This window comes from Micromonospora sp. NPDC005172, from assembly GCF_040608555.1.
GTDB lineage: Bacteria > Actinomycetota > Actinomycetes > Mycobacteriales > Micromonosporaceae > Micromonospora.
Genome location: NZ_JBEXIL010000034.1, coordinates 1 through 22,090, shown reverse-complemented (window position 1 = coordinate 22,090; position 22,090 = coordinate 1). Strand labels below are relative to the sequence as shown.

Below are 22,090 nucleotides of genomic sequence, written 5' to 3'. Positions count from 1 at the left end.
GGGCGGATGGGCGCTGTCGGTGTCGGCGCCGACGGGTACCGTCGCACGGTGACTCCGCCCCGCACCGCCACCGGTTCCGCCACCCCCTCGGCCCGCGGCACGAGCCGGCGGCGGGGTGCCCGGCCCAGCGGCACGGAGCTGCTCGCGGCGGCGGTCGGCGCGGTTCCCGGCGGCATGGCGCGCCCCGGTCAGCAGCAGATGACCACCGCCATCGAGGAGTGCGTGACCAGCGGCGAGCACCTGCTCGTGCAGGCGGGCACCGGCACCGGCAAGTCGCTGGCGTACCTCGCACCTGCCCTGACCGTGGACGGTCCGGTGGTGGTCTCCACGGCCACGCTGGCGTTGCAGTCCCAACTCGTCGACCACGACCTGCCCCGGCTGGCCGACGCCGTCGAGCCGCTGCTCGGCCGCCGGCCCACGTTCGCGGTCCTCAAGGGTCGCCACCACTACCTCTGCCTGGCCCGACTGGACAACTCCACGGCGGACGAGCCGGAGGAAACCCTCTTCGACGCCCCGGCCGCCCGCCCCGGCGGCGGCACGAAGTGGCTCGGCGAGGCCGGCCGGCTCGGCAAGCAGATCGAGCGCCTGCGCGACTGGGCCGAGAAGACCGACACCGGCGACCGCGACGAACTGGACCCGGGCGTCGACGACCAGGCGTGGCGGCTGGTCTCCATGCCGTCGCGGGAGTGCGTCGGCGCGACCCGCTGCCCGTTCGGGGCGGAGTGCTTCGCCGAGGCGTCCCGGGCCCGCGCCCGCGAGGCCGACATCGTGGTGACCAACCACAGTCTCCTCGCGGTGGACATGCTGGCCGACCGGCACATCGTCCCGCCACACAAGCTGCTCATCGTCGACGAGGCGCACGAGCTGGCCGACCGTGTCTCCTCGGCCGCCCAGGCCGAACTGGTGCCGGAGATGATCGACCGGTCCACCCGACGCGCCCGGCCGCTGCTGAAACCGGAGACGGCCGACGCGCTCACCGCCGCCGGTGACGCCCTCGCCGTCGGGCTCGCCGAGGCGCCGGCCGGTCGACTCACCGCCGGCCTGCCGACGCCGCTGCACCAAGCGTGCACTCTGCTCGACTCGGCCACCCGCGCCGCCCTGGACGCGATCGGCGACATCAAGTCGGACGATCCCGACCCGGTCCGCAAGCAGCAGGCCAAGGCCGCCATGGACGACCTGTCCACCACCGCGCAGCGGCTCCTCGAAGAGGCCGACCACGACGTGGCCTGGGTGGAGAAGAACGACAGTGGCAACCGTCGGGCACTTGTCGTCGCGCCCCTCTCGGTCGCCGGCACTCTCGCCGCCCACCTGTACGACGAGCGCACAGTGGTCGCCACCTCGGCCACCCTGGCGCTCGGCGGCCGGTTCGACACGGTGGCCCGTGCCCTCGGCCTGGACGCGCCGCCGGTCCCGGCGTCACCGGCTGCCGCCACGATGGCCGCCCGCACCGGCGCGGGCCGCCCGGCCGCCGAGACACCGGGCCGCCGGCTGGCCGACGCCACCACCATCCCCGCGACCGAGGGGCCGGGCTGGCGGTCACTGGACGTCGGCTCGCCGTTCGACTACGCGCGGCAGGGCATCCTGTACGTCGCCGCGCACCTGCCCCGACCCAGCGTCTCCGGCCTGCCCGACGCGGCCGGTGAGGAACTGCTCGGTCTCGTCGAGGCGCTCGGTGGTCGTACTCTCGGGCTCTTCTCCTCCCGGCGGGCCGCGACGCAGGCGGCGGAGCTGCTGCGCGCGCGGACCGACCTGCCGGTGTTGTTGCAGGGCGAGGAGGCGCTGCCGCTGCTGGTCCGCCGGTTCCGCGAGGAGCAGTCCAGCTGCCTGTTCGGGGTGATGTCGCTCTGGCAGGGAGTGGACGTACCGGGCGACGCCTGCCAGCTCGTGGTCATCGACCGGCTGCCCTTCCCACGCCCCGACGAACCGCTCGCGGCGGCCCGCGCCGCAGCCGTCGACGCGGGCGGCGGCTCCGGGTTCGCGGCGGTCAGCGTGCCGATCGCCGCGGTACGCCTCGCACAGGGAGTGGGCCGGCTCATCCGGGCTACCGGCGACAAGGGCGTCGTCGCGGTGCTCGACTCGCGCCTGGAGACCGCCCGGGGCTACGGGCCGTTCCTACGCCGGTCGCTACCCCCGTTCTGGTACACGACCCGCCCCGAGGTGGCCCGAGGCGCCCTAAAGCGCCTCGCCACCACCTGACCCCCCACCCACACCCCGCACCCCGCACCCCGCACCCCGCACCCCGCACCCCGCACCCCGCCGATCTTGCGGTTTCTGTGGTTGATTTAGCACGGTATGCCCTCTATGCCGCGACAGAAAGTGCAAGATCGCGGAGCGGGGAGGCGTGGGGAGCGCGGGGGCGTGGGGAGCGTGGGGGCGCGGGGGGCGCGGGGGGCGCGGGGTAGGGCGGGGGCGGGGCGGGTTAGGGGGCTTGGGAGGCGACTACTACGGCGTCTGGTGGGGTGTCCGGGACCGTGCGGGCGGCCAGTCGGCGTACCGCGGTGTTCAGCACCGCGATCAGCGGCACGGAGACCAGCGCGCCGGTGATACCCGCGAGCACCACTCCCGCCGCGATCCCGATGATCACCGCGAGCGGGTGGATGGCCACCGCCCGACCCATGATGAGGGGCTGGAGAATGTGCCCCTCCACCTGCTGCACACCGATCACCGCACCCAGGATGATCAGCGCGGTGACCGGGCCGCTGTCGACGAGCGCCACCAGCACGGCCACGCCTCCGGAGAGCGCCGCGCCGACGATCGGGATGAACGCGCCGAGGAACACCAGCGCCGCCAGCGGGAAGGCGAACGGCACGTCGAAGACGACCAGGAAGATGCCGATACCGACGGCGTCGATGAAGGCGACCAGCACGGTCGCACGGACGTACGCGACGAGGGTCTGCCAGGCGGCCCGGCCGGCGTCGTCGACCTTCCAGCGGGCGGCCACCGGCAGCAGCCGTACGACGAAACGCCAGATCTTGTTGCCGTCGCGCAGGAAGAAGAACGTCGCGAACAGCACCAGTAGCGTGCCGGTCAGCACCTCCGCCAGCGTCGCCGCGGTGCTCAGCGCGCCGCTGGTGAACTTCGAGGTGTTGTCGTTGATCCAGCCCTGCGCCTCGTCGATGTAGCGGTCGAGCTGGGTGTCGGACAGGTGCAGCGGACCCGTCTTCAGCCAGTTCTGGATCTGCCGGACACCCTGCGACGACTTCTCGCTCAGCTCCGGTACGCCCTGGATGAACTCGTTGACCACCAGGGTGAGCGTGCCGATGACGGCCGCCAGGCCGCCGACCAGCACCACTGCCGTCGCCATCGAACGGGGTAGCCGGGCGCGCAGCAGCCAGCCCACGGCCGGCGCGAGCAGTGCCGAGAGCAGCATCGCGATGGCCAACGGGATGATCACGATCCGGACCGTGCCGACGATCCGGAGCAGCGCCCAGGCCACCACACCGATCACGATCAGCCGCCAGCACCAGGCGGCGGCGATCCGTAGGCCGTGCGGCACGTCGGCGTCGTCCCGGCTGGACGTCGAGCTGTGCAGGTCCACCGGAGGCTCCGCGCCGACGACCGTGGCCTTCGCCGGTGCGACGGGCCCAGGGATGGCCGGCGAGGCCACTCCCGGCGTCTCCGGGGCGTCGCCCGGGGTCTGCTCAGCGATGCTCACCGACTTCTGTCCTGACTGGTAGGCGCGGCGCAGCCGCCCGCGTACCTGCTCGAAGCGGCTCAAGCGCACCTCCTGGCAGAAGAGTCGTCCGCCCAGGGCGACAGGTCGGACAGCATACGTCCGTTCCCGACACCGTAGGGCAGTTCCGCCACACAATGCCCGCATCGCCGTGGGCGTAACCACCGGCAGCCGGTCACCTGCGACACGGTAGCGTCTGCCCCGTGACCGCCGACCAGGATCTCGACTCCGGCCTGCCCATCCGCCTGCTGCACGATCGTGTGCTGGTGCGGATGGACGGCAGCGAGGGCGAGCGTCGCTCCACCGCTGGCATCGTCATCCCGGCGACCGCCGCGGTCGGCAAGCGCCTCGCTTGGGCGACCGCCGTGGGTGTGGGGCCGAACGTCCGCGCCATCGTCTCCGGCGATCGGGTGCTCTTCGACCCGGACGAGCGTTCCGAGGTCGAGTTGCACGGCCGCGGGTACGTGCTGCTGCGCGAGCGCGACGTGCACGCCGTGGCCGCCGTACGGGTGGAGAACGACTCCACCGGCCTCTACCTGTAGACCTCCCCCCGAGCGCGGTCGCGCCGTTTGTCGGCGCGTACGACGGGAAGCCAGCCGGCGACCGTGGCCCTGGGGAGGGACGATGCCGGTATTCGTCAAGAAGCTGCTGACCTGGGGCAGCGTCGCGTTCCTGATCTACTTCATGGCGTTCCGCCCGGACGGTGCCGCGCAGTTGTTCAAGGGGATCGGGGTCGCGCTCATGGCGATGGCCCAGGGGCTCGGCGACTTCCTCACCACGCTGATGACCTGACCCGCCGCCCGGCCGCGCTCAGGCGTGACCGTGCGGCCACGGCGCGGCGGGGCGTAGTTCATGCCAGCCGGCCGGCGGGTGGTTGACCGGGGGCGGCGGGGCGAGCACCACCGGGATGGGCACCACCGGCTCGTCGGGCGCGGCGACCGATCGCCGCGTACCGTCCGGGAAGCGCAGGTGGTACTGGCTGCCGTCCCAGACGCCGGCCGGGGCCTGCGGATCGCGGCCCACGAAGTACGACCGGTACGCCGTGATCGCCTCCAGCAGTTGACGTTCCTCGACGGCGGTCCGCTCCCGGTCGGCCGGTTTGCGGTCGAGACCGCGCAGCGTCCCGTCGCGCAGCAGGGCCAGCCGGGTCGCCGCGAGCTGGTATCCGCGCATCGCCCGCGCCCCGGCGTCCCCGGCGACGCGGCGCGCCCAGCTCCGGGCGGCGTGCCGACGACCCAGGCTGCTCAGAGCGGCCACCTCGGGCGGGCTCAACCAGCCGGCGCGTACGTAGTCGGGCAGCGTCCGCTCGGTGAGCCGTCCCTCCCAGGCGCGCAACCACACGGCCAGCCCGACCACGCCGAAGAACACCGGCACCATCAGGCCCAGGAAGCCGTACAGCATGATCACTGCCTCGCCGGTGGCCTGGGTCAGCGTCGGCAGCAGGTTCCACGTCCCGTGCAGCATCATCGCCAGCAGCAGGCCGGCGATCGGGGCCAGCACCCGGACACGCCGGTCGGCGGTACGGGAGGCCACCCCGAGGCCGACACCGGTCATCGAGGTGAAGAGGGGATGGGCGAACCCGAAGAGGAGGATCCGCACGATGAAGATGGCGATCACCTGCTGGGTACCGGTCGCCGGACCGTACCGGTCGGCACCGGCCGCGTAGCCGTATCCGCCCAGGTAGAGGATGTTCTCCACCATGGCGAAGCCGACTGCGGAGAGCCCGCAGTAGACCAGGCCGTCGGTGATCCCGGACCACTCCCGGCGGCGGAAGATCAGCAGCAGGATCGGGCCGAGGGCCTTGGTCAGCTCCTCGATGAACGGTGCCACCAGCACGCCGGTCAGCGCATCCGGCAGTCCCCAGTCCGCGAAGCGTCCGGCGGCGAACTCGTTCACGTTCAGCGAGGCGGCCGTGGAGACGAACGCGCCCCAGGCGAAGCAGAAGATCAGATATTTCAGGGGTTCCGGTTCGTAACGGTCGAGCCAGAGGAAGCAGGCGACGAGCACCGGCACCGGCAGGATCGCGGCGACCACCCCGACCAGCAGCGCCTGTACGCCCAGCGACTGGCCGAGGGTGAACACCATGAAGACCGCGCACGCGGCGATGAGCAGCACCACCCCGGCCAGCACCAGGAACCGCACCCAGCCGAAGCGGCGCGGCGGCATCCCGGGTGACGAGCCGGCGGGCGGGGCCGCGGGCGTGTGCGGCGGCGACGGCAGGGGTGCACCGGGCGGGGTGTCGGCCATGCGGTCAGCGTAGCCATCCGCCGCCGGCTGGTCCGGGCGCATCCACAGCCGCTATGCTGCCGGCAGGTCACGAGCGCCAGCGTCAAGCCCCGGCTTGCTGGCCGGCAACCCTCGTCGAGTTCGCGGTGGGGTGCCCCGGGTGATGACCGGGCCCAGCCCGATCGGCGTGCTGGGCAAGCGCGGACCCCGTCCCGACAGGCACACCCGGGGTCCCTGACCCCGGAGGTTCCGGCGTGTCCGTCACTCTCGTACCCTCGCTGCCCAGCCTGCCCGCCGTCGCGTCCGCGCCGTCGGCGGCGCTCGACGTGCTCGGCGTACCCGGCGAGATCAACCTCGACTACGCGGCCACCGCGCCGTGCGCGCGGGCCGCGGCCGACGCGGTCACCGAACTGCTCCCCTGGTACGCCAGCGTGCACCGGGGCGCGGGAGCGCTGTCGCGGCGCTGCACCCTGGCGTACGAGCGGGCCCGGCAGACGGTCGGCGACTTCTTCGGCGCGCGTGCCGACGACCACGTGATCTTCACTCGGAACACCACCGACGCCCTCAACCTGTTGGCCCGGTCGTTGCCCGCTGGCACGACTGTGGTCACCTTCGCCGGTGAGCACCACGCGAACCTGCTGCCCTGGCCGCGCGGCTCGGTACGCCTGCCGGTGCCCGCCGACCCGGCCGGGGCGGTACGCGCTCTCGCCGCCGCCCTGACCGAGCTGCGCCGCGACAGCAACCCCACGCTGCCGGTGCTGGTCGCGGTCACCGGGGCGAGCAACGTGACGGGTGAGCTGTGGCCGGTCGCCGAGCTGGCCCGGGTGGCCCACCGGCACGGCGCCCGGATCGTCCTCGACGCCGCGCAGCTCGCCCCACACGCCCCGGTCGACCTGCACGCGCTCGACGTGGACTACCTGGCCGTCTCCGGCCACAAGCTGTACGCCCCGTTCGGCGCGGGTGTGCTCGTCGGCCGGGCGGACTGGCTGGACGCCGCCCCGCCGTACCTCGTCGGCGGCGGTGCCACCAGCAACGTCGGGCCGGCCACCCATGACGTGACCTGGGCGACCGGCCCGGCCCGGCACGAGGCCGGCACCCCGAACCTGTTGGGCGCGGTGGCGCTGGCGGCGGTGTGCGCGGCGCTGGCCGACGCCGACCGGGTCGCGCTGCACGCCCGTGAGCAGGCGTTGCTGGCTCGGCTGCGCGACGGCCTCGCCGCCCTGCCGCACGTGGTGGAGCTGCGGACCTTCGACGCGGACGCGCCCCGGGTCGGCATCGTGTCGTTCGTGGTCGCCGGTCAGGACTCCGCGACGGTAGCCGCGCGGCTCGCCTCCGAGCACCGGATCGGCGTACGCGACGGGTTGTTCTGTGCCCATCCGCTGGCCCGGCGGCTGCTCGGCGAGGCTGCCGCGCGTACCGGCCGAAGGGATCTTCCAGCGACCGCGCTGCGCGCCAGCATCGGTCTGGGCAGCACCGCCGCCCAGGTCGACCGGCTGCTCGCGGCGCTCGCCGAGCTGGCCTGAGCCCCGTGCTCAGCCGACCGGCGGGGCGGTGGGTGGTTTCGGCGCCTCGCCCGGCTCGGCCGGTTCGCCGACCGGCCGCTCCTGTTCCCCGAAGGAGATCCGGATGCAGCGGTTCGCCTCCTCCTGCTCGATCCCGGAGGCCACCAGCAGGTCACTGGCCGTGGTACGGATCTGGGCGACCACGACGCTGCCGGAGAAGCCGACCCCTGCGCCGTACGCCCGCCCGGCCTCGCTGACGGCCCGCAGCGACCGCTCCCGCGCCTGCTGCGGCTCCTCACCCACCGCGAACTCGTGCTTGAGCAGCCGGACCGACTCGGCGAGGTGGCCGATCGCGTCCGGCATGGTCTCGGGCACCGGCTCGTCGTCCTCGATCAGGGTGACGGACCGGCGGATCAGCGTGCCGGAGTTGCGCATCGCGCGGTCGATCGGGTCGGCCGCCTCCGCGTAGTGGGTGAGTTCGCTGCGACGGTGCCAGCGGGCCGGTGACAGGGTGGCCGTCTCCTTCGCCCCCTCGATCGCCTCGGACAGGGTCGCCAGCTCGTCCTTGTTGTTGCGCAGCCGTTCCAGCGCCCGCTGGATGCCGGCGCGATCCCGCGCGCGCAATCCGTCGGCGGTGGCGTCGAGTTGCGCCGCGAGCAGGTCCAGCGCCGGCCGGGCGGCCCGGTTGATCACTCGGAGCGGGTTCAGCGGCAGCAGCACAGCCGTCACCAGCAGGGCGACCCCGCCGCCGAGGAACGCGTCGACGAAGCGGGGGATCTCCAGGTTCTGGGTCGACGGGCTCAGCGTCACGATCAGCACCGCCGTGGCCGCCGCCTGGATGACGATGGCCACGCTCGCGCCGGCGAAGATGGTGAGCAGGATCGCCACGGTGACCACCAGGCCGAGCTGCCACGCGCCGGTGCCGAGGAAGTAGATCAGCAGGTCACCGACGAATACCCCGACGCCCACACCGACGATCAGCTCCACGGTCCGGCGGAAGCGCTGGCCCACCGACGCGGCCAGCGTGCCGACGGCGGAGATCGGCGCGAAGACCGGCTGCGGATTGCCGAGCACCTTGTGCGAGACGAGGTACGCCAGGCCGGCGGCCAGACCAGCCTGCACGGCCAGCCCACCGGCCATCCGTACCCGGTGCAGCCGGTCGTGCAGGGTGGCCCGGCCGCGGTGCCGGAGCTGCTCGGTGGCCTCCGCGATCCGCGCCCCGTCGACATCCACCAGTCCATCGCGCAGCGGGGCACGCCGCACCATCGGAGGTCTCTTGTCCCGGGCCGCCGCCATGGGCGCGACTACCCGTGGCAGGGCCGCTGAATCCTCCCGTGCGCGTGCCGCGCGAGCGGATGCGGCAGACTCGGGCGGTGGCGGATCTGCTGGACCGGTGGCGGGCGGCGGCCCACGCCGCCGGTGCGAAACCCGACGAGCGCATCATCCGGGCCGGTGAACAGCTACTCGCCCGCTGGGGGGAGCCGCACCGGCACTACCACACCGTCGCGCACCTGGGCGTCGTCCTCGATGTGGTGGACCGCCACGCCGGGCTGGCCGGGCGGCCGGATCTGGTCCGGTTGGCGGCCTGGTGCCACGACGCGGTCTACGACCCACGGGCCGCCGGCGACGCCAACGAACGGGACAGCGCGGCGCTGGCCGAGAGTCTGCTCACCGGGCTCGGGGTGCCGGCGCCCGCCGTCGCCGAGGTCCGCCGGCTGGTCCTGCTCACCGCCGGGCACCGGGTCACGCCGGACGACGCCGATGGTGCCCTGCTCTGCGACGCGGACCTCGCCGTGCTGGCCGGCCCGCCGGCCGCCTACGACCGCTATGCCGCGGCGATCCGACGGGAGTACGCCCACGTGCCCGAGCCGGCCTTCCGGAGCGGACGGGCCGCCGTGCTCACCGGGCTACTGGAGCTACCCACGCTGTTCCGGCTACCGCCGCTCGTCGCGCGGTGGGAAGCGCCCGCCCGGGCCAACCTGGGCCGGGAGCTGGCCACTCTCACCGGGTCGACGGCGCACTGAGGTGCTTCGGGCGACGCAGACCGGCGTCGCGGAGCAACCGGACCAGCTCCCGGCTCGGCACCACCCGGGCACCGAGCCACACCGCCGACGCGAACCGGTCGGCAGGGATGTCGTAGTGGTCCCGGTCGAAGCCGCGCCGGGGCGCGCCCAGCGCCTCCGCGAAGGCGTGCAACTCGGCGTAGGAGACGTCGCTGATCAGGTGCGACCACAGCCGACCGCGCGCCGGCCACGCCGGCCGGTCCAGGTAGAGCATGCCGCCGAGGCTAGCTCGCGTTGATGATCGGTGGCCGGCGACCTAGCCTCGGCGGCATGGCCCCCACCGGACTCCTCGACGACCTGCGCGCCGCCCTGGGCGAGAACGCCGTGCTCACCGACCCGGACCTGCTGCGCGTGCACCAGCGCGACGAGGCCGACCTGTGCGCCGCCGGCGTACCCCTGGTGGTGACCCGCCCCCGCACCACCGAGCAGGTGGTCGCGGTGATCCGGGCGGCGGCACGGTACGGCGTACCGGTCGTGCCCCAGGGTGCGCGGACCGGGCTGGCCGGCGCGGCGAACGCGGTGGACGGTTCGGTGGTGCTCAGCACCGTCGCGATGGACGAGATCCGGGAGATCGACCCGGTGAGCCGGATCGCCGTCGTCCAGCCGGGCGTCGTCAACGCCGCGCTTGCCGGGGCGGTCGCCAAGCAGGGCCTCTGGTACCCGCCGGACCCCGGCTCCTGGGAGTCGTCCACCATCGGCGGCAACGTGGCCACCAACGCCGGCGGCATGTGCTGCGTGAAGTACGGCGTGACCACCGAGTACGTGCTCGGCCTGGAGGTGGTGCTCGCCTCCGGCGAGGTGCTGCGCACCGGTCGGCGTACCGCCAAGGGGGTCGCGGGCTACGACCTGACCCGGCTCTTCGTCGGCTCGGAGGGAACCCTCGGCGTGATCACCGAGGTGACCGTGGCGCTGCGGCCCGCCCCGGCCGAGTCGCTGACCCTGGTGGCGGTCTTCGGCTCCACGGCGGCGGCCGGCACGGCGGTGGCCCAGATCGCCGCCCGGGGTCTCACGCCGAGCCTGCTGGAACTGCTCGACCAGACGCACCTGCGGGCGATCGAGGCGTACCAGCCGATGGGTCTGCGAACCGACGCGCAGGCCCTGCTGCTGGCCGCCGCCGACACCGGTGGCCGGGCGGCCGACGACCTGGCCGCGCTGGCCGAGGTGTGCGAGGCGGCCGGCGCCGAGGAGGTCTACGCGGCCACCGATGCGCTGGAGGCAGCGGCGTTGTTGCAGGCCCGCCGGCTCGCCCACCCGGCGATGGAGAAGTTCGCCGCCGAGACCCACCCGGGTGGCAGCGGCGGTCTGGTGATCGACGACGTGGCGGTGCCGCGGGGCGCGCTCGCCGCGCTGCTCGACGGGGTGGCCCGGATCGCGGCGGACTGCGACGTGCCGATCGGCGTGGTGGGGCACGCCGGGGACGGCAACATGCACCCGAACATCGTCGTGGACCGGGCCGATCCGGCGAGCGTGGAGCGGGGTCGCCGGGCGTTCGACGAGATCATGCGGCTCGGCCTGGACCTGGGCGGCACCTGCACGGGCGAGCACGGGGTGGGCCTGCTCAAGCGGGGTTGGCTGGCGCAGGAGATCGGCCCGGTCGGCGTCCGGGTCCACCAGGCGATCAAGTCGGCACTGGACCCGACCGGCCTGCTCAATCCCGGCAAAGTGCTCTGACGGGCTGCCCTCAGCCCTGGACCTCGGCGGGCGTCGCCTGGGTGAGCAGCAACAGGATCTCGCCGGCCACCGGCGGGCGTTCCTCGCCGGGGCAGTCCTGCGAGCTGATCAGCCCGGACGAGGTGAGCAGGCTCGACGTCAGCGCGTCGATACAGGTGGTCCGGTACCGCCGGACCTGGTCGGTCTCCTCGGCGAGCCGAGGATCGGCGAGGAGCACCTGAAGCCGCTCGGTCTGCTCCGGCGCCAGCCTGCCCCGGGAGGTGACCCCGTCGCCGGCACAGTCGAGGCACTGCCACGAGCCGTCCCGCTCGACACTCAGGGTACGCAGCGGGGCGTCGGCGCCGAGGCGCTGAAGCAGGCTGACCTGCCCCTTAGCGACCGTCGTCGGGACCTCGGGGGACGACCCGCCGGCAGCCGAGCCGGGCGGCGGCGGGGCGGCCGGTGTGTCGGCGGCGTCGTCGCGGCCGAGCAGCGAACACCCGGCCGATGCACCGACGAGCACCACACCGAGAAGAGTGGCGAGCAGACGAGGGCGCGCGCGGTTAGGCACGCGCGGAAACCTACCCCACCGTAGGTAGCGTTCGAAACCACCATCCGGGCCGCTATCGCTTGTTACCCCTCGGTAGCGTTACATTCCGGTCATCTGGCGGTCGACCGCAGCTCCGCATGATCGTCGCCGCCCCGGTCCGCGGCGTACCCGCGTGCGTCCGGCACGCCGAGTCGGGCAGCGTCCGCTCCGGCGTCGTCCGGCATGAGCTGGGACTGGCGCTCCGCCTCGACCCGCGCGCGATAGTGCTCGACCTCGCGGGCCCGCGTGGCCGCGTCCCACCCGAGCACCGCACCCATCAACTCGGCGGTGTGGTCCGCCGACTCCAGCCCACGGTGGCTCGTCTCGAACGAGATCCGGGTACGCCGCGTCAGCACGTCCTCCAGGTGCAGCGCCCCTTCGGCCCGCGCCGCGTAGGTCACCTCCGCCGCCAGGTACTCCGGGGCGCCGGCCAGCGGCGACGCGAGCAGCGGCTCGGCATCGACCAATGCCAGCAGGTCGAGGGTGAGGCTCCCGTACCGCTCCAGCAGGTGCTCCACCACGCCCACCGGAACGCCGTGCCGCCGGGCCAGGTCGGCCCGGTCCCGCCACAGCGCGGTATACCCGTCGGCGCCGAGCAGCGGCAGGTCGGCGGTCCGCGACTCGCGGCCGCCCCCCAACCGGCGTACGGCCCGGTCGACGACGTCGGACGCCATCACCCGGTACGTCGTGTACTTGCCGCCGGCCACCAGCAGCAGCCCGAGCATCGGCTCGAACACCGCGTGCTCCCGGGAGAGCTTCGAGGTGGAGTCGGCCTCGCCGGCCAGCAGGGGGCGCAGCCCGGCGTAGACGCCCTCGATGTCGGCGGTGGTCAACGGCCGATCCAGCACGGTGTTGACCTGCTGCAACAGGTAGTCGATGTCGCGCGCCGAGGCCGCCGGGTGGGACCGGTCCAGCCGCCAGTCGGTGTCCGTCGTACCGATGATCCAGTGCCCGCCCCACGGAATCACGAAGAGCACCGACGTCGCCGTACGCAGGATGAGCCCCGTCTCCCCGGTGATCGCCGAGCGGGGCACCACCAGGTGCACCCCCTTCGAGGCGCGCACCCGGATGCCGGGCCGCAGGCCCACGTCGTTGAGCATCCGCGACATGTCGTCGCTCCACACACCGGTGGCCGCGATGACGGTACGGGCGTGCACCTCGAACTCCGCGTCCGGTGAGCCGGCCGGGGCCTCCAGGTCGCGGACCCGGACACCGGTGACCTCTCGCGCCTGCCGGATCAGCCCGACGGCGCGGGCGCTGCTCACCACCGTGGCGCCAAGGCTCGCGGCGGTGCGGGCCAGGGTGACGACCAGCCGGGCGTCGTCGACCTGCCCGTCGTAGTAGCGGATCGCACCGGCCAGGGCGTCGGCCCGCAGGCTCGGGAAGATCCGCCGCGCGCCCTCCCGGGTCAGGTGCCGGTGCAGCGGCATGCCCCGGCCACCGCCGAAGATCCCGGCGAAGGCGTCGTACGCGGCCACGCCCGCGCCGTAGTACGAGCGACGGAAGATGCGCGCCGGCAGGTCCCGCAGCCCTCGCCCGGCGGGCAGGGGCACCAGGATCGGCACCGGGCGCACCAGGTGCGGCGCGAGCCGGGTCGCCAGCAACCCTCGCTCGGTCAGCGCCTCGTGGACCAGGTGGAACTCCAACTGCTCCAGGTAGCGCAGCCCGCCGTGGATGAGCTTGCTGGACCGGCTAGACGTGCCCGAGGCGAGATCCCGCGCCTCGACCAGGGCCACCTTGAGGCCCCGGGAGGCCGCGTCCAGGGCAGCACCGGCACCGGTCACCCCACCCCCGATGACCAGCACGTCGAAGCGCTCGGCGCGGAGCCGGCGCAGGTCTGTCGTACGGCGGATCGGCGAGAGTTGCCCGGCGACGGATCGGGAGACATTGGGGTCACGCACTCATCCACCGTAACCGCCGTACCAGCCGGTCGACATGTGCCGCCCGCCCCGCCCCCGGTCGTCCGGCCGCAGATCTTGGACAGGACCCGCCCGGCTGACGGAAACTGTTCAAGATCTTCGAGGTGGTCGTAAAGTTCTCGGATGCATGGTGAGCCCGCGCGTTCCGTAGCCGGCGACCGCAGCTCCCCGTGGGCGGTGGTCGCGGCCGTGTTCGTCGGCTGCTGGATCGTCGCGGTCACGGTGGCCACCCAGACCGGCGGCTGGCTCACCGATCAGGTGCTGCTCGGCTTCGGACGGGACCGGGTGGGCTGGCTCTGGCCGGTGCTCGGCCTGGCCACCGTGGTGCTGGTCGGCACGCCCGCCCTGCTGCTGACCGTGCTGCCCCGCTCGACCACGATCCGGGCCACCGGCCGGGTCTGGTTGGCTGCCGCGCTCACCCTCGGGGTGCTCACGTTGCTGCGCGTCGTGCCGCCCGTGCACCACGAGGCGTACCTCGCCGCGCTGGCCGCCACGACGCTGCTCGCCGCGCTCGCCGTGCGGTGGACGCGGCGTCGGCGGGCGTACCCCGGGACGGCTGGCCTGGTCGACGGCCTGGCCCGGCGCGACGAGGGCGACGCCGCCAGCACCGAGGCCGCCGGCAGCGCGGAGCCCGCGCGTGGCTCGCGCCGGCCGGGCACCGTGTCGCTGCTCGCGGTCGCCGCCGGGCTGGCGTTGCTGCTGCCCTGGGCCTGGCTGGGAGCGCTCGGCGGGCTCCTGGAGACCGTCCTCGCGCTGGTGGCCGCCGCCGCCCTCGGGGTGCTGGCGGCGACGCTTCTGGACGCCGCCCTGTGGTCCCGGTTCGCGGTCGGTCGACCGCCCCGGCCGGCCCGGCTGGTGCTGGTCGGCGGCCTGGTCGCCGGTGTCGCGCTGCTGCTGCTCGCGGCCGGGGCGGGCCAGTCCGGCGCTCAGTTGCCCGCTCTGCTGACCCTCCCGCCGACGGGCTTCGCGCTCGCCGCGCTCTGGGCCGCGACCTGGCATTTCACCGCCGAGCCGGCCGCCACCCGGCAACCCGTCGGCGATTCGACCGAGCAGGTTCGCGGCGGACGGGCGGCGACCGGCTGGCTGGTGGGCCTGGCCGCGCTCGGGCCGCTGGCGTTCACCGACCCGGAGGAGATCACCCTGCTCCTGGTCGGCACCCGCGACGTGCCGTTCTGGGTGGCGGCGGCCGCCACCGCCGGGCTCGCCGTGGCCGTCCTGGTGGCCATCGGGTACGCGGTGCTGCTCGCCCGGCCGACGGCCCGTGTCCCGAGCCGTCGGATGGCGGCGGCGACCGCCCTGGTGCTGCTGGTGGCGTTCGGTGTGGTCGACGTCGGGCCCGGTCAACCCGGCCTGCACGGCGAGCGGCTGCTGGTGGTGCTGCGCGAGCAGGCCGACCTGGGCGGCATCCCGGCCGGCGCACCCGGGCAGGCCGGACGGGACGCCCGGACGGCGGAGGTCTACCGGCGGTTGGTCACGACCGCCGACCGCACCCAGGCCGACCTGCGCCGCACTGCGGAGCGTCTACGGCTCGACCCGGTGCCGTACTACCTGGTCAACGCGGTCGAGGTGGACGGTGGCCCAGCCGTGCGCGCCTGGCTCGCCCGACGGCCCGAGGTGGCCCGGGTACTGATCAGCCAGCGCCTCCGGCCGCTACCCGCCCCGGCGGGGCAGACCCGCGGCACCGCGCCGGCACCCACCGGTCCAGAGTGGAACATCCGGCAACTCGGCGCGGACCGGGTCTGGTCTCAACTCGGCGTGACCGGCAGGGGAATCGTGGTCGGCAGCTCCGATTCCGGCGTCGACGGCGGCCATCCGGCGCTGCGGGCCGGGTTCCGGGGCGGCGACGACTCCTGGTACGACCCGTGGGACGGCACCCGGGCACCGAACGACCAGGGCGGGCACGGCACCCACACGGTGGGCAGCGCGGTCGGGCGGGACGGCATCGGCGTGGCACCGGACGCGCAGTGGGTGGGCTGCGTCAACCTGGACCGCAACCTGGGCAGCCCGGGGCACTACCTGGACTGCCTCCAGTTCATGCTGGCGCCCTTCCCCGCCGGTGGTGACCCGTTCACCGACGGTCGGCCCGAACGCGCCCCGCAGGTGCTGACCAACTCGTGGGGCTGCCCCTCGATCGAGGGCTGCGACCGGGACACGCTGCTCCCGGCCACCACGGCGCTCGACGCGGCCGGCATCTTCGTGGTCGCCGCCGCCGGCAACACCGGCCCGTGGTGCGCGTCGATCGACGACGCTCCCGCGCCGTACGCCAACGTGCTGACCGTGGGCGCGGTGGACGCGCAGCGCCGGGTGGCGGAGTTCTCCTCGCGCGGGCCGGTGCCCGACGGCGCGGGCAAACCGGACGTACTGGCACCCGGCGTGGGCGTGGTGTCGGCCATGCCCGGCGGCGGGTACGCGGCGCTGGACGGCACGTCGATGGCGACCCCGCAGGTGGCGGGAGTGGTGGCGCTCATGTGGTCGGCGAACCCGACGCTGATCGGCGACCTGCCCCGGACCCGGCAGATCCTGCGGGACACCGCCACGCCGGCCGAGCCCACGTACCGCTCACGCAATCCCAGCGACGCCTGCGGGAGCCCGGCGAACGTCACCGGCGCCGGTCAGGTCGACGCGTACGCCGCCGTGCGCGCCGCCCGAGGGTGAGCAGGGCGGGAGGCGACGGGTGATCTAGGGTCGGCGACCATGGACGCCGAGATCACCGTCACCGAACTGGACCTGGACCTCGTGCCCACCGTGGCTCGGCTCTGCGCGCAGGCGCTCGACCTGCCGGAGGACGCGGCCGAGGCGGACGCGATCGTGGACGTGCTCTGGCCCCGGGCCGCCGCCGACCGGCCGGTGATCGGGCTGGGGGCGTACCGGGGGGACGATCTCGTCGGGGTCCTCATCGGCTCGGTGTCGCCGACCGAGCCGGGCATCGGGCACGTGGACCTGGTCGCCGTACTGCCGGGTCAGCGCCGCCGGGGCGTGGGCCGTGCGCTGCTCGCCCGGGCCGAGCAGGCCCTCGCCGGGCACGGCGTGACGGAGGTGCTGCTGGCCGGAAGCCCGCCGTACTACGCCTGGCCGGGCATCGACGTGCGGTACACGCCGGCGGTCTGCGCGGCTCTGGCGCTCGGCTACCAGCAGGACCGGACCGCCTGGAACATGACCGCGGACCTGTCGTACGACGAGTCGCCGGCGCTGCGGTCGACGACGGCCGCCGAGGAACGGCTGGCTGGGCAGGGTGTCACGGTACGCCGGGCGGAGCCGGCGGACCTGCCGGCGCTGACCGCGTTCGCCCGGTCCACCTTCGGCGGGGCCTGGGACGGTGAGCTGGCGGGATCGGTGGGCCGCGAGGGGGCCGGCTGCCACCTGGCGGAGCGGGCCGGCGAGGTGCTGGGTTTCGCCGCCTACGGGTCGTCCCGGCCGAGCTGGTTCGGGCCGATGGGCACCGCCCCGGCCGCCGAGGGCTCGGGCATCGGCGGGGTGCTGCTGCGGCGCTGCCTACGGGACCAGCGTGCGGCCGGGCTGGACCGGGCGGAGATCGGCTGGGTGGGGCCGGTGCCGTTCTACTCGGGCAGCGCGGGTGCGCGGATCGAGCGGGTCTTCTTCCTGTACCGGCGGACGCTGCCGACGCCATAACAGGCAAATGGGACATTGATCCATTCGCCCGCGTCGGGCATCGACGCCCCCTACCGTTTCGGTAGAGGAGGCAGCCATGACCACGGATGACGACCAGACCGAGGACGGCCCGCCGATCACCTGGAAACCGGTCGGTGAGCTGCCCGGTCAACTGCCGTTCGACCGACTGGACTACGGCGACGCCGAGCAACTGGCCGAGATGACCACCGACGGTCAGCCGGCGACCGAGGAACCGCAGGAGATGGTGGACGCGCCGATCCAACTACTGCCGCCGTACGACCGGGCGCAGAAGCGCCGCAACCAGCGACCCCTGCCCACCTGACGACGAACGGGGCGGACCGCGTCAGCGGCCCGCCCCGTTCGGTGTGTCGGAACTGGACTCAGAAGTCCATGTCCCCGCCACCCGGGCCAGCCGGGGCAGCCGGGGTCTTCTCCGGCTTGTCCGCGACAACAGCCTCGGTGGTGAGGAAGAGCGCCGCGATGGAAGCGGCGTTCTGCAGCGCCGAGCGCGTCACCTTGGCCGGGTCGATGATGCCCGCGGCCAGCAGGTCGACGTACTCGCCGTTCGCGGCGTTGAGACCGTGACCCGCCTCGATGTTGCGGACCTTCTCCACCACGACGCCGCCCTCGAGGCCGGCGTTGACGGCGATCTGCCGCAGCGGGGCGTCCAGCGCGACCTTGACGATGTTGGCACCGGTGGCCTCGTCGCCCACCAGGTCCAGCTTGTCGAAGGCGGTCTTGCCGGCCTGCACCAGCGCGACGCCACCACCCGGGACGATGCCCTCCTCGACGGCCGCCTTCGCGTTGCGAACGGCGTCCTCGATGCGGTGCTTGCGCTCCTTGAGCTCGACCTCGGTGGCCGCGCCGACCTTGATCACCGCAACGCCACCGGCCAGCTTGGCCAGCCGCTCCTGCAGCTTCTCGCGGTCGTAGTCGGAGTCACTCTTGTCGATCTCGGCCCGGATCTGGTTGACCCGGCCCTGGATCTGCTCGGCGTCACCGGCACCGTCGACGATGGTGGTCTCGTCCTTGGTCACCACGACCTTGCGGGCGCGGCCCAGCATGTCGACGCCGACGGCGTCGAGCTTGAGGCCGACCTCCTCGCTGATGACCTGACCACCGGTGAGGATGGCGATGTCGGCGAGCATGGCCTTGCGGCGGTCACCGAAGCCCGGCGCCTTGACGGCGACCGACTTGAAGGTGCCCCGGACCTTGTTGACGACCAGGGTGGCCAGAGCCTCGCCCTCGATGTCCTCGGCGATGATCAGCAGCGGCTTGCCCGACTGCATGATCTTCTCGAGGATCGGGAGCAGGTCCTTGACCGACGAGATCTTGCTGTTGACGATCAGGAGGTAGGGGTCGTCGAAGACGGCCTCCATGCGCTCCGGGTCGGTCATGAAGTAGGCCGAGACGTAGCCCTTGTCGAAGCGCATACCCTCGGTGAGCTCCAGCTCCAGCCCGAAGGTGTTGCTCTCCTCGACGGTGATGACGCCTTCCTTGCCGACCTTGTCCATCGCCTCGGCGATGATCTCGCCGACGCTGCTGTCACCAGCGGAGATGGAGGCGGTGGAGGCGATCTGCTCCTTGGTCTCGACGTCCTTGGCGAGCTTGGACAGCTCCTCCGAGACGCTCGCGACAGCAGCCTCGATGCCCCGCTTCAGGGCCATCGGGTTGGCGCCGGCGGCCACGTTGCGCAGGCCCTCGCGAACCAGGGCCTGGGCCAGGACGGTCGCCGTCGTCGTGCCGTCACCGGCGACGTCGTCGGTCTTCTTGGCGACCTCCTTGACCAGCTCGGCGCCGATCTTCTCGTACGGGTCCTCGAGCTCGATCTCCTTGGCGATGCTCACACCATCGTTGGTGATGGTGGGGGCACCCCACTTCTTCTCGAGCACGACGTTGCGGCCCTTGGGGCCGAGGGTCACCTTCACGGCGTCAGCGAGCTGGTTCATGCCCCGCTCGAGGCCGCGGCGCGCCTCTTCGTCGAACGCGATCATCTTTGCCATACGGCGTTGTCCTCCTGGACACTCACGGCCACCCGAGTGTGTGTCCCGGATGGGCCGCCTGGTTTACGCACCTTGGGACGTCGCCACCAGGCGACGACGACGTCCTCCGGTCGGGCCGGATAGCCCGCGACGACCGGCCATGTGCTGCCCCGGCGTCTCCACACCGGCACAACCAGGCCCCACCGTCCCGACCATTGGCACTCACGGTACGCGAGTGCCAATGACTTGTTTAGCACTCTCACCTGCCGAGTGCAAGCACGATGAGCTCGGTCAGCCGAGTTCCGCGGCCAGTGTGGCCGCGTTCACGGGCCCTTCGTGAGCACGTTGCTCGGCGTACGTGATCAGCAGCCCGACCAACTGGACGAGGTGGGCCGGCAGGGCCAGCACCGCCGTGAGGCCGATGACCGCCACCACCCCGACCGCGGCACCCGGGGACGCGAAGGGATCCGCGCCGAACGCGGCGGTACCGGCCGACTCCAGGATCCCGGGAACCATGGTTCCGATGATCACCGCGACACCCACTAGGGCCACCCGACCGAGCAGCATCCCGAGCCGGTCGTGGAACATCCGGAACGAACGGCCGATCGGGTTGTCCCGCTCGAACAGGTAGACCGGCCCGGCCATGCTCAACGCGAACGCCAGGTAGATGCCCGGCAGCACGCAGAAACAGACTCCGACGCCGATGAGCAGGCTGACCAGCAGCGTCCAGCCCCACACGCCGAGCGCCCGACGCAGCCCGTACCGCAGCGCCGCGTCGAGGCGGGCGGGTCGGCCGGCCGCCTGCTGGGTGATCACCCAACTACCCGCGGCCCAGCCCAGCGCCTGCACGAGGCCGATCACCAGGCTGCCGCCGACCAGCACGACGACGAGGGTCAACAGGCCGGTGGCGAAGTTGTCCGGAAGCCCGCTCGGGTTCGTCTCGGCCTGCGCCTCCCAGGCGGGCGACGGGTCCACACCGAACGAGATGACCGAGAGCACCGCCGCCGGCAGCACCTGCGTGAGCAGCATGATCGGCACCAACTGCCGCCAGCCCCGGCGCAGCGCGCCCCAGAACCGCTCGAACCAGGCACCGATGCCGGCACCGGGCGGAGTGATGAGGGGGTCGTTCGGGTCGAGGCCGTGACCCGGCGGGTACCAGCCGACCGGCGCCCCCGGATACCACGGCTGTCCACCGTAGGGGCCGGCCCCCGGCGGGTAGCCGCCGACGGGAGGGGAGGTCCAGCCCGGCGGCGGCCCGGCGTGCTGACCCCAGGCTCCCTGCGCGGGGTCCCAGCCCGGCGGCGGACCGACGGGCTGCCCCCAGGCGTCCGTCGCGGGGTTCCAGCCCTGTGGCGGCACGCCGACGGGTGGCATCGCGACGCCGGGCGAGGGCGGTGTGCCCGGGGCCGCGCCGGACGAGGGCGCCGTGCCGGAGCCTTCGGCGGGCGGGTTGGGGTCGGACGGGCCCGGCTCACCCGGCCCGGAGGGCGTGGCGGGTGGCGGCGTCTGGTCGGTCATGAACCCTCCTCAGCATCGGCTGGAACGGTTCACGATCTTCCAGGGCGGGCGTCCGCGCCGCAGCCCCGACTCGCCAGCCGATCGGGGCGAACCACCGGCGGGTAGATCGGGGAACCGGTCAGCCGATGACGCGGACGTGCTCCGCCTGCGGACCCTTCTGGCCCTGGGCGATCTCGAACTCCACCCGCTGACCGTCGTCGAGGGCCTTGTAGCCGTCCATCTCGATAGCGGAGAAGTGGACGAACACGTCCTGACCGCCGTCCACGGCGATGAAGCCGTAGCCCTTCTCGGCGTTGAACCACTTCACGGAACCCTGGGCCACGGTGCACATCCCTCACTCTGCGCGGCGTTGCCTGCCCGGACGTCCGGCACGCCGGACACCCACGGACCACCGCCACAGCGATCGACGACGACCGCTGAAAGAGGTGATCGAAATCGCACGCTACACGAGGAGTGACGGTCGCGCACGACCACAAATCGGGCATGGTCCAGGGCGCCTCGAACGCGCTGACGGATTCATGACGATGGTTGCCTTTGACCGCATGTAGGCGATCTGGCCGCCGTTGATCGCGGTGAGCGTCCGGCCCTGTGGTAGGCATTCGGACATGACCACCGACACGGGCGGTCCGGCCCTGCGGCAGGCGCGGATTCACCGGGTACGGCCGCAGGACGCCGCCCGGATGCGGGCGCTGCGCCTGGAGATGCTCGCCGACGCGCCGTTGGCCTTCCTGGAGACATTGGCGGACGCTGCGGCCCGACCGCACAACGAGTTCGCCGCCCGGGTGGCGTACACGTCGACCGGTCCCCACAACGCGCAGTTCGTCGCGGACCCGGGCGGCCGGCTCGTCGGGCACGCCGGCGGAACGGTCGCTCCGAACGAGCCGGGGCTGACCGTGATCTACGCCGTGTACGTCACGCCGACGTGGCGGGGCCGCGGGCTGCTCGGCGAGCTGATCGACGGGGTGGCCGCCTGGTCACGGGCGTGCGACCGGCCGGAACTGCTGCTGGAGGTGGTGGTCGGCAACGATCGCGCCTACCGGGCCTACCAGCGGCTGGGCTTCGAAGACACCGGCGTACGGGTCCCCCACCCCACGATCCCCGCCCTGACCGAACTCCAGATGCGCCGAACAGCATAAAGAGAACTCTTCCCAAGGCAAGACCACGAAGATCTCCCACCCAAAGCCGGAGCGTCAGGCGACAACCGTGCCCACAGAAGGGTTTCCGGGGCAGCCCGCCCCGCGCACGCCGAGCGAGCAGGTCATCGACATGCACCGCGAGCGCTTCGGCGACGAGTACCGCATCGAGACCGAGGGACCGCATCCGGTCGAGGCGTTGCGC

The 22,090-nt window shown here is 73.2% G+C and carries 19 protein-coding genes and 1 riboswitch; of the genes, 10 read left to right on the top strand and 9 right to left on the bottom strand.

Annotated elements, in window-relative coordinates; translation table 11 throughout:
- Positions 1 to 6 precede the first annotated feature (6 nt).
- A complete protein-coding gene (locus tag ABZV06_RS22065; protein ID WP_355623756.1) occupies positions 7 to 2,196 on the top strand; it encodes an ATP-dependent DNA helicase in 2,190 nt (729 codons plus the stop codon).
- A gap of 223 nt (positions 2,197 to 2,419) precedes the next feature.
- Here the strand turns inward: ABZV06_RS22065 and ABZV06_RS22060 are convergent, their stop codons facing one another.
- A complete protein-coding gene (locus tag ABZV06_RS22060) occupies positions 2,420 to 3,718 on the bottom strand; it encodes an AI-2E family transporter (protein WP_355242558.1) in 1,299 nt (432 codons plus the stop codon).
- Between the two features lie 158 nt (positions 3,719 to 3,876).
- Between ABZV06_RS22060 and ABZV06_RS22055 the strand changes: the two genes are divergently transcribed.
- Together ABZV06_RS22055 and ABZV06_RS22050 are read left to right on the top strand one after the other, a co-directional pair.
- The gene (locus ABZV06_RS22055; protein WP_355242555.1) at positions 3,877 to 4,215 is read left to right on the top strand and encodes a co-chaperone GroES; all 339 of its coding nucleotides are present in this window, start codon (positions 3,877 to 3,879) and stop codon (positions 4,213 to 4,215) included.
- 82 nt (positions 4,216 to 4,297) lie between these two features.
- Positions 4,298 to 4,465 carry a hypothetical protein gene (locus ABZV06_RS22050; RefSeq protein ID WP_355242552.1) on the top strand — a complete coding sequence of 56 codons (168 nt, stop codon included), beginning with the start codon at positions 4,298 to 4,300 and terminating at the stop codon, positions 4,463 to 4,465.
- An 18-nt stretch (positions 4,466 to 4,483) separates the two neighbouring features.
- Here ABZV06_RS22050 and ABZV06_RS22045 read toward each other — a convergent pair whose 3' ends face one another.
- The gene (locus tag ABZV06_RS22045; protein ID WP_355242549.1) at positions 4,484 to 5,962 is read right to left on the bottom strand and encodes a PrsW family intramembrane metalloprotease; all 1,479 of its coding nucleotides are present in this window, start codon (positions 5,960 to 5,962) and stop codon (positions 4,484 to 4,486) included.
- 23 nt (positions 5,963 to 5,985) lie between these two features.
- Positions 5,986 to 6,106, top strand: a riboswitch (SAM riboswitch).
- A gap of 47 nt (positions 6,107 to 6,153) precedes the next feature.
- Between ABZV06_RS22045 and ABZV06_RS22040 the strand changes: the two genes are divergently transcribed.
- Complete coding sequence (locus tag ABZV06_RS22040) at positions 6,154 to 7,422, top strand: aminotransferase class V-fold PLP-dependent enzyme (protein ID WP_355623754.1); 1,269 nt, start codon at positions 6,154 to 6,156, stop codon at positions 7,420 to 7,422.
- 9 nt (positions 7,423 to 7,431) lie between these two features.
- Here the strand turns inward: ABZV06_RS22040 and ABZV06_RS22035 are convergent, their stop codons facing one another.
- Positions 7,432 to 8,667 carry an FUSC family protein gene (locus ABZV06_RS22035; protein WP_355242543.1) on the bottom strand — a complete coding sequence of 412 codons (1,236 nt, stop codon included), beginning with the start codon at positions 8,665 to 8,667 and terminating at the stop codon, positions 7,432 to 7,434.
- Positions 8,668 to 8,774: 107 nt separating this feature from the next.
- Between ABZV06_RS22035 and ABZV06_RS22030 the strand changes: the two genes are divergently transcribed.
- Entirely contained in the window at positions 8,775 to 9,425 is a 651-nt protein-coding gene (locus ABZV06_RS22030) for a metal-dependent phosphohydrolase (RefSeq protein WP_355623751.1), read from the top strand.
- Here the strand turns inward: ABZV06_RS22030 and ABZV06_RS22025 are convergent.
- Positions 9,403 to 9,678: a DUF4031 domain-containing protein gene (locus ABZV06_RS22025; protein WP_355623748.1), complete on the bottom strand. Its 276-nt coding sequence runs from the start codon at positions 9,676 to 9,678 to the stop codon at positions 9,403 to 9,405. The genes ABZV06_RS22030 and ABZV06_RS22025 overlap by 23 nt on opposite strands.
- Before the next feature lie 56 nt (positions 9,679 to 9,734).
- On the opposite strand from ABZV06_RS22025, the gene ABZV06_RS22020 reads away from it, so the two are divergent.
- Positions 9,735 to 11,135, top strand: coding sequence for an FAD-linked oxidase C-terminal domain-containing protein (locus ABZV06_RS22020; protein ID WP_355242534.1), 1,401 nt, complete (start codon positions 9,735 to 9,737; stop codon positions 11,133 to 11,135).
- Between the two features lie 10 nt (positions 11,136 to 11,145).
- Here the strand turns inward: ABZV06_RS22020 and ABZV06_RS22015 are convergent, their stop codons facing one another.
- Positions 11,146 to 11,685, bottom strand: a complete 540-nt coding sequence (locus ABZV06_RS22015; RefSeq protein WP_355242531.1) for a hypothetical protein — start codon at positions 11,683 to 11,685, stop codon at positions 11,146 to 11,148.
- Between the two features lie 89 nt (positions 11,686 to 11,774).
- Positions 11,775 to 13,604, bottom strand: a complete 1,830-nt coding sequence (locus ABZV06_RS22010; protein WP_355242528.1) for a glycerol-3-phosphate dehydrogenase/oxidase — start codon at positions 13,602 to 13,604, stop codon at positions 11,775 to 11,777.
- Between the two features lie 141 nt (positions 13,605 to 13,745).
- On the opposite strand from ABZV06_RS22010, the gene ABZV06_RS22005 reads away from it, so the two are divergent.
- From ABZV06_RS22005 to ABZV06_RS21995, 3 genes are all read left to right on the top strand, one after another.
- Entirely contained in the window at positions 13,746 to 16,277 is a 2,532-nt protein-coding gene (locus ABZV06_RS22005) for a S8 family serine peptidase (RefSeq protein ID WP_355623745.1), read from the top strand.
- 39 nt (positions 16,278 to 16,316) lie between these two features.
- Positions 16,317 to 17,252 (top strand): GNAT family N-acetyltransferase, encoded by a 936-nt coding sequence (locus tag ABZV06_RS22000; protein ID WP_355623742.1) that lies wholly within the window; start codon positions 16,317 to 16,319, stop codon positions 17,250 to 17,252.
- Between the two features lie 76 nt (positions 17,253 to 17,328).
- Positions 17,329 to 17,574, top strand: coding sequence for a hypothetical protein (locus ABZV06_RS21995; protein ID WP_355242519.1), 246 nt, complete (start codon positions 17,329 to 17,331; stop codon positions 17,572 to 17,574).
- 58 nt (positions 17,575 to 17,632) lie between these two features.
- On the opposite strand, the gene groL is transcribed toward ABZV06_RS21995, so the two are convergent.
- The 3 genes from groL to ABZV06_RS21980 all read right to left on the bottom strand — a co-directional run bounded on the left by groL (position 17,633) and on the right by ABZV06_RS21980 (position 21,074).
- A complete protein-coding gene (groL, locus tag ABZV06_RS21990; protein WP_355242516.1) occupies positions 17,633 to 19,255 on the bottom strand; it encodes a chaperonin GroEL in 1,623 nt (540 codons plus the stop codon).
- Positions 19,256 to 19,525: 270 nt separating this feature from the next.
- Positions 19,526 to 20,752: a hypothetical protein gene (locus ABZV06_RS21985; RefSeq protein WP_355242513.1), complete on the bottom strand. Its 1,227-nt coding sequence runs from the start codon at positions 20,750 to 20,752 to the stop codon at positions 19,526 to 19,528.
- A gap of 118 nt (positions 20,753 to 20,870) precedes the next feature.
- Positions 20,871 to 21,074 (bottom strand): cold-shock protein, encoded by a 204-nt coding sequence (locus tag ABZV06_RS21980; RefSeq protein WP_124815530.1) that lies wholly within the window; start codon positions 21,072 to 21,074, stop codon positions 20,871 to 20,873.
- A gap of 283 nt (positions 21,075 to 21,357) precedes the next feature.
- On the opposite strand from ABZV06_RS21980, the gene ABZV06_RS21975 reads away from it, so the two are divergent.
- The gene (locus tag ABZV06_RS21975) at positions 21,358 to 21,888 is read left to right on the top strand and encodes a GNAT family N-acetyltransferase (RefSeq protein ID WP_355242510.1); all 531 of its coding nucleotides are present in this window, start codon (positions 21,358 to 21,360) and stop codon (positions 21,886 to 21,888) included.
- The last annotated feature ends 202 nt before the right edge of the window (positions 21,889 to 22,090 follow it).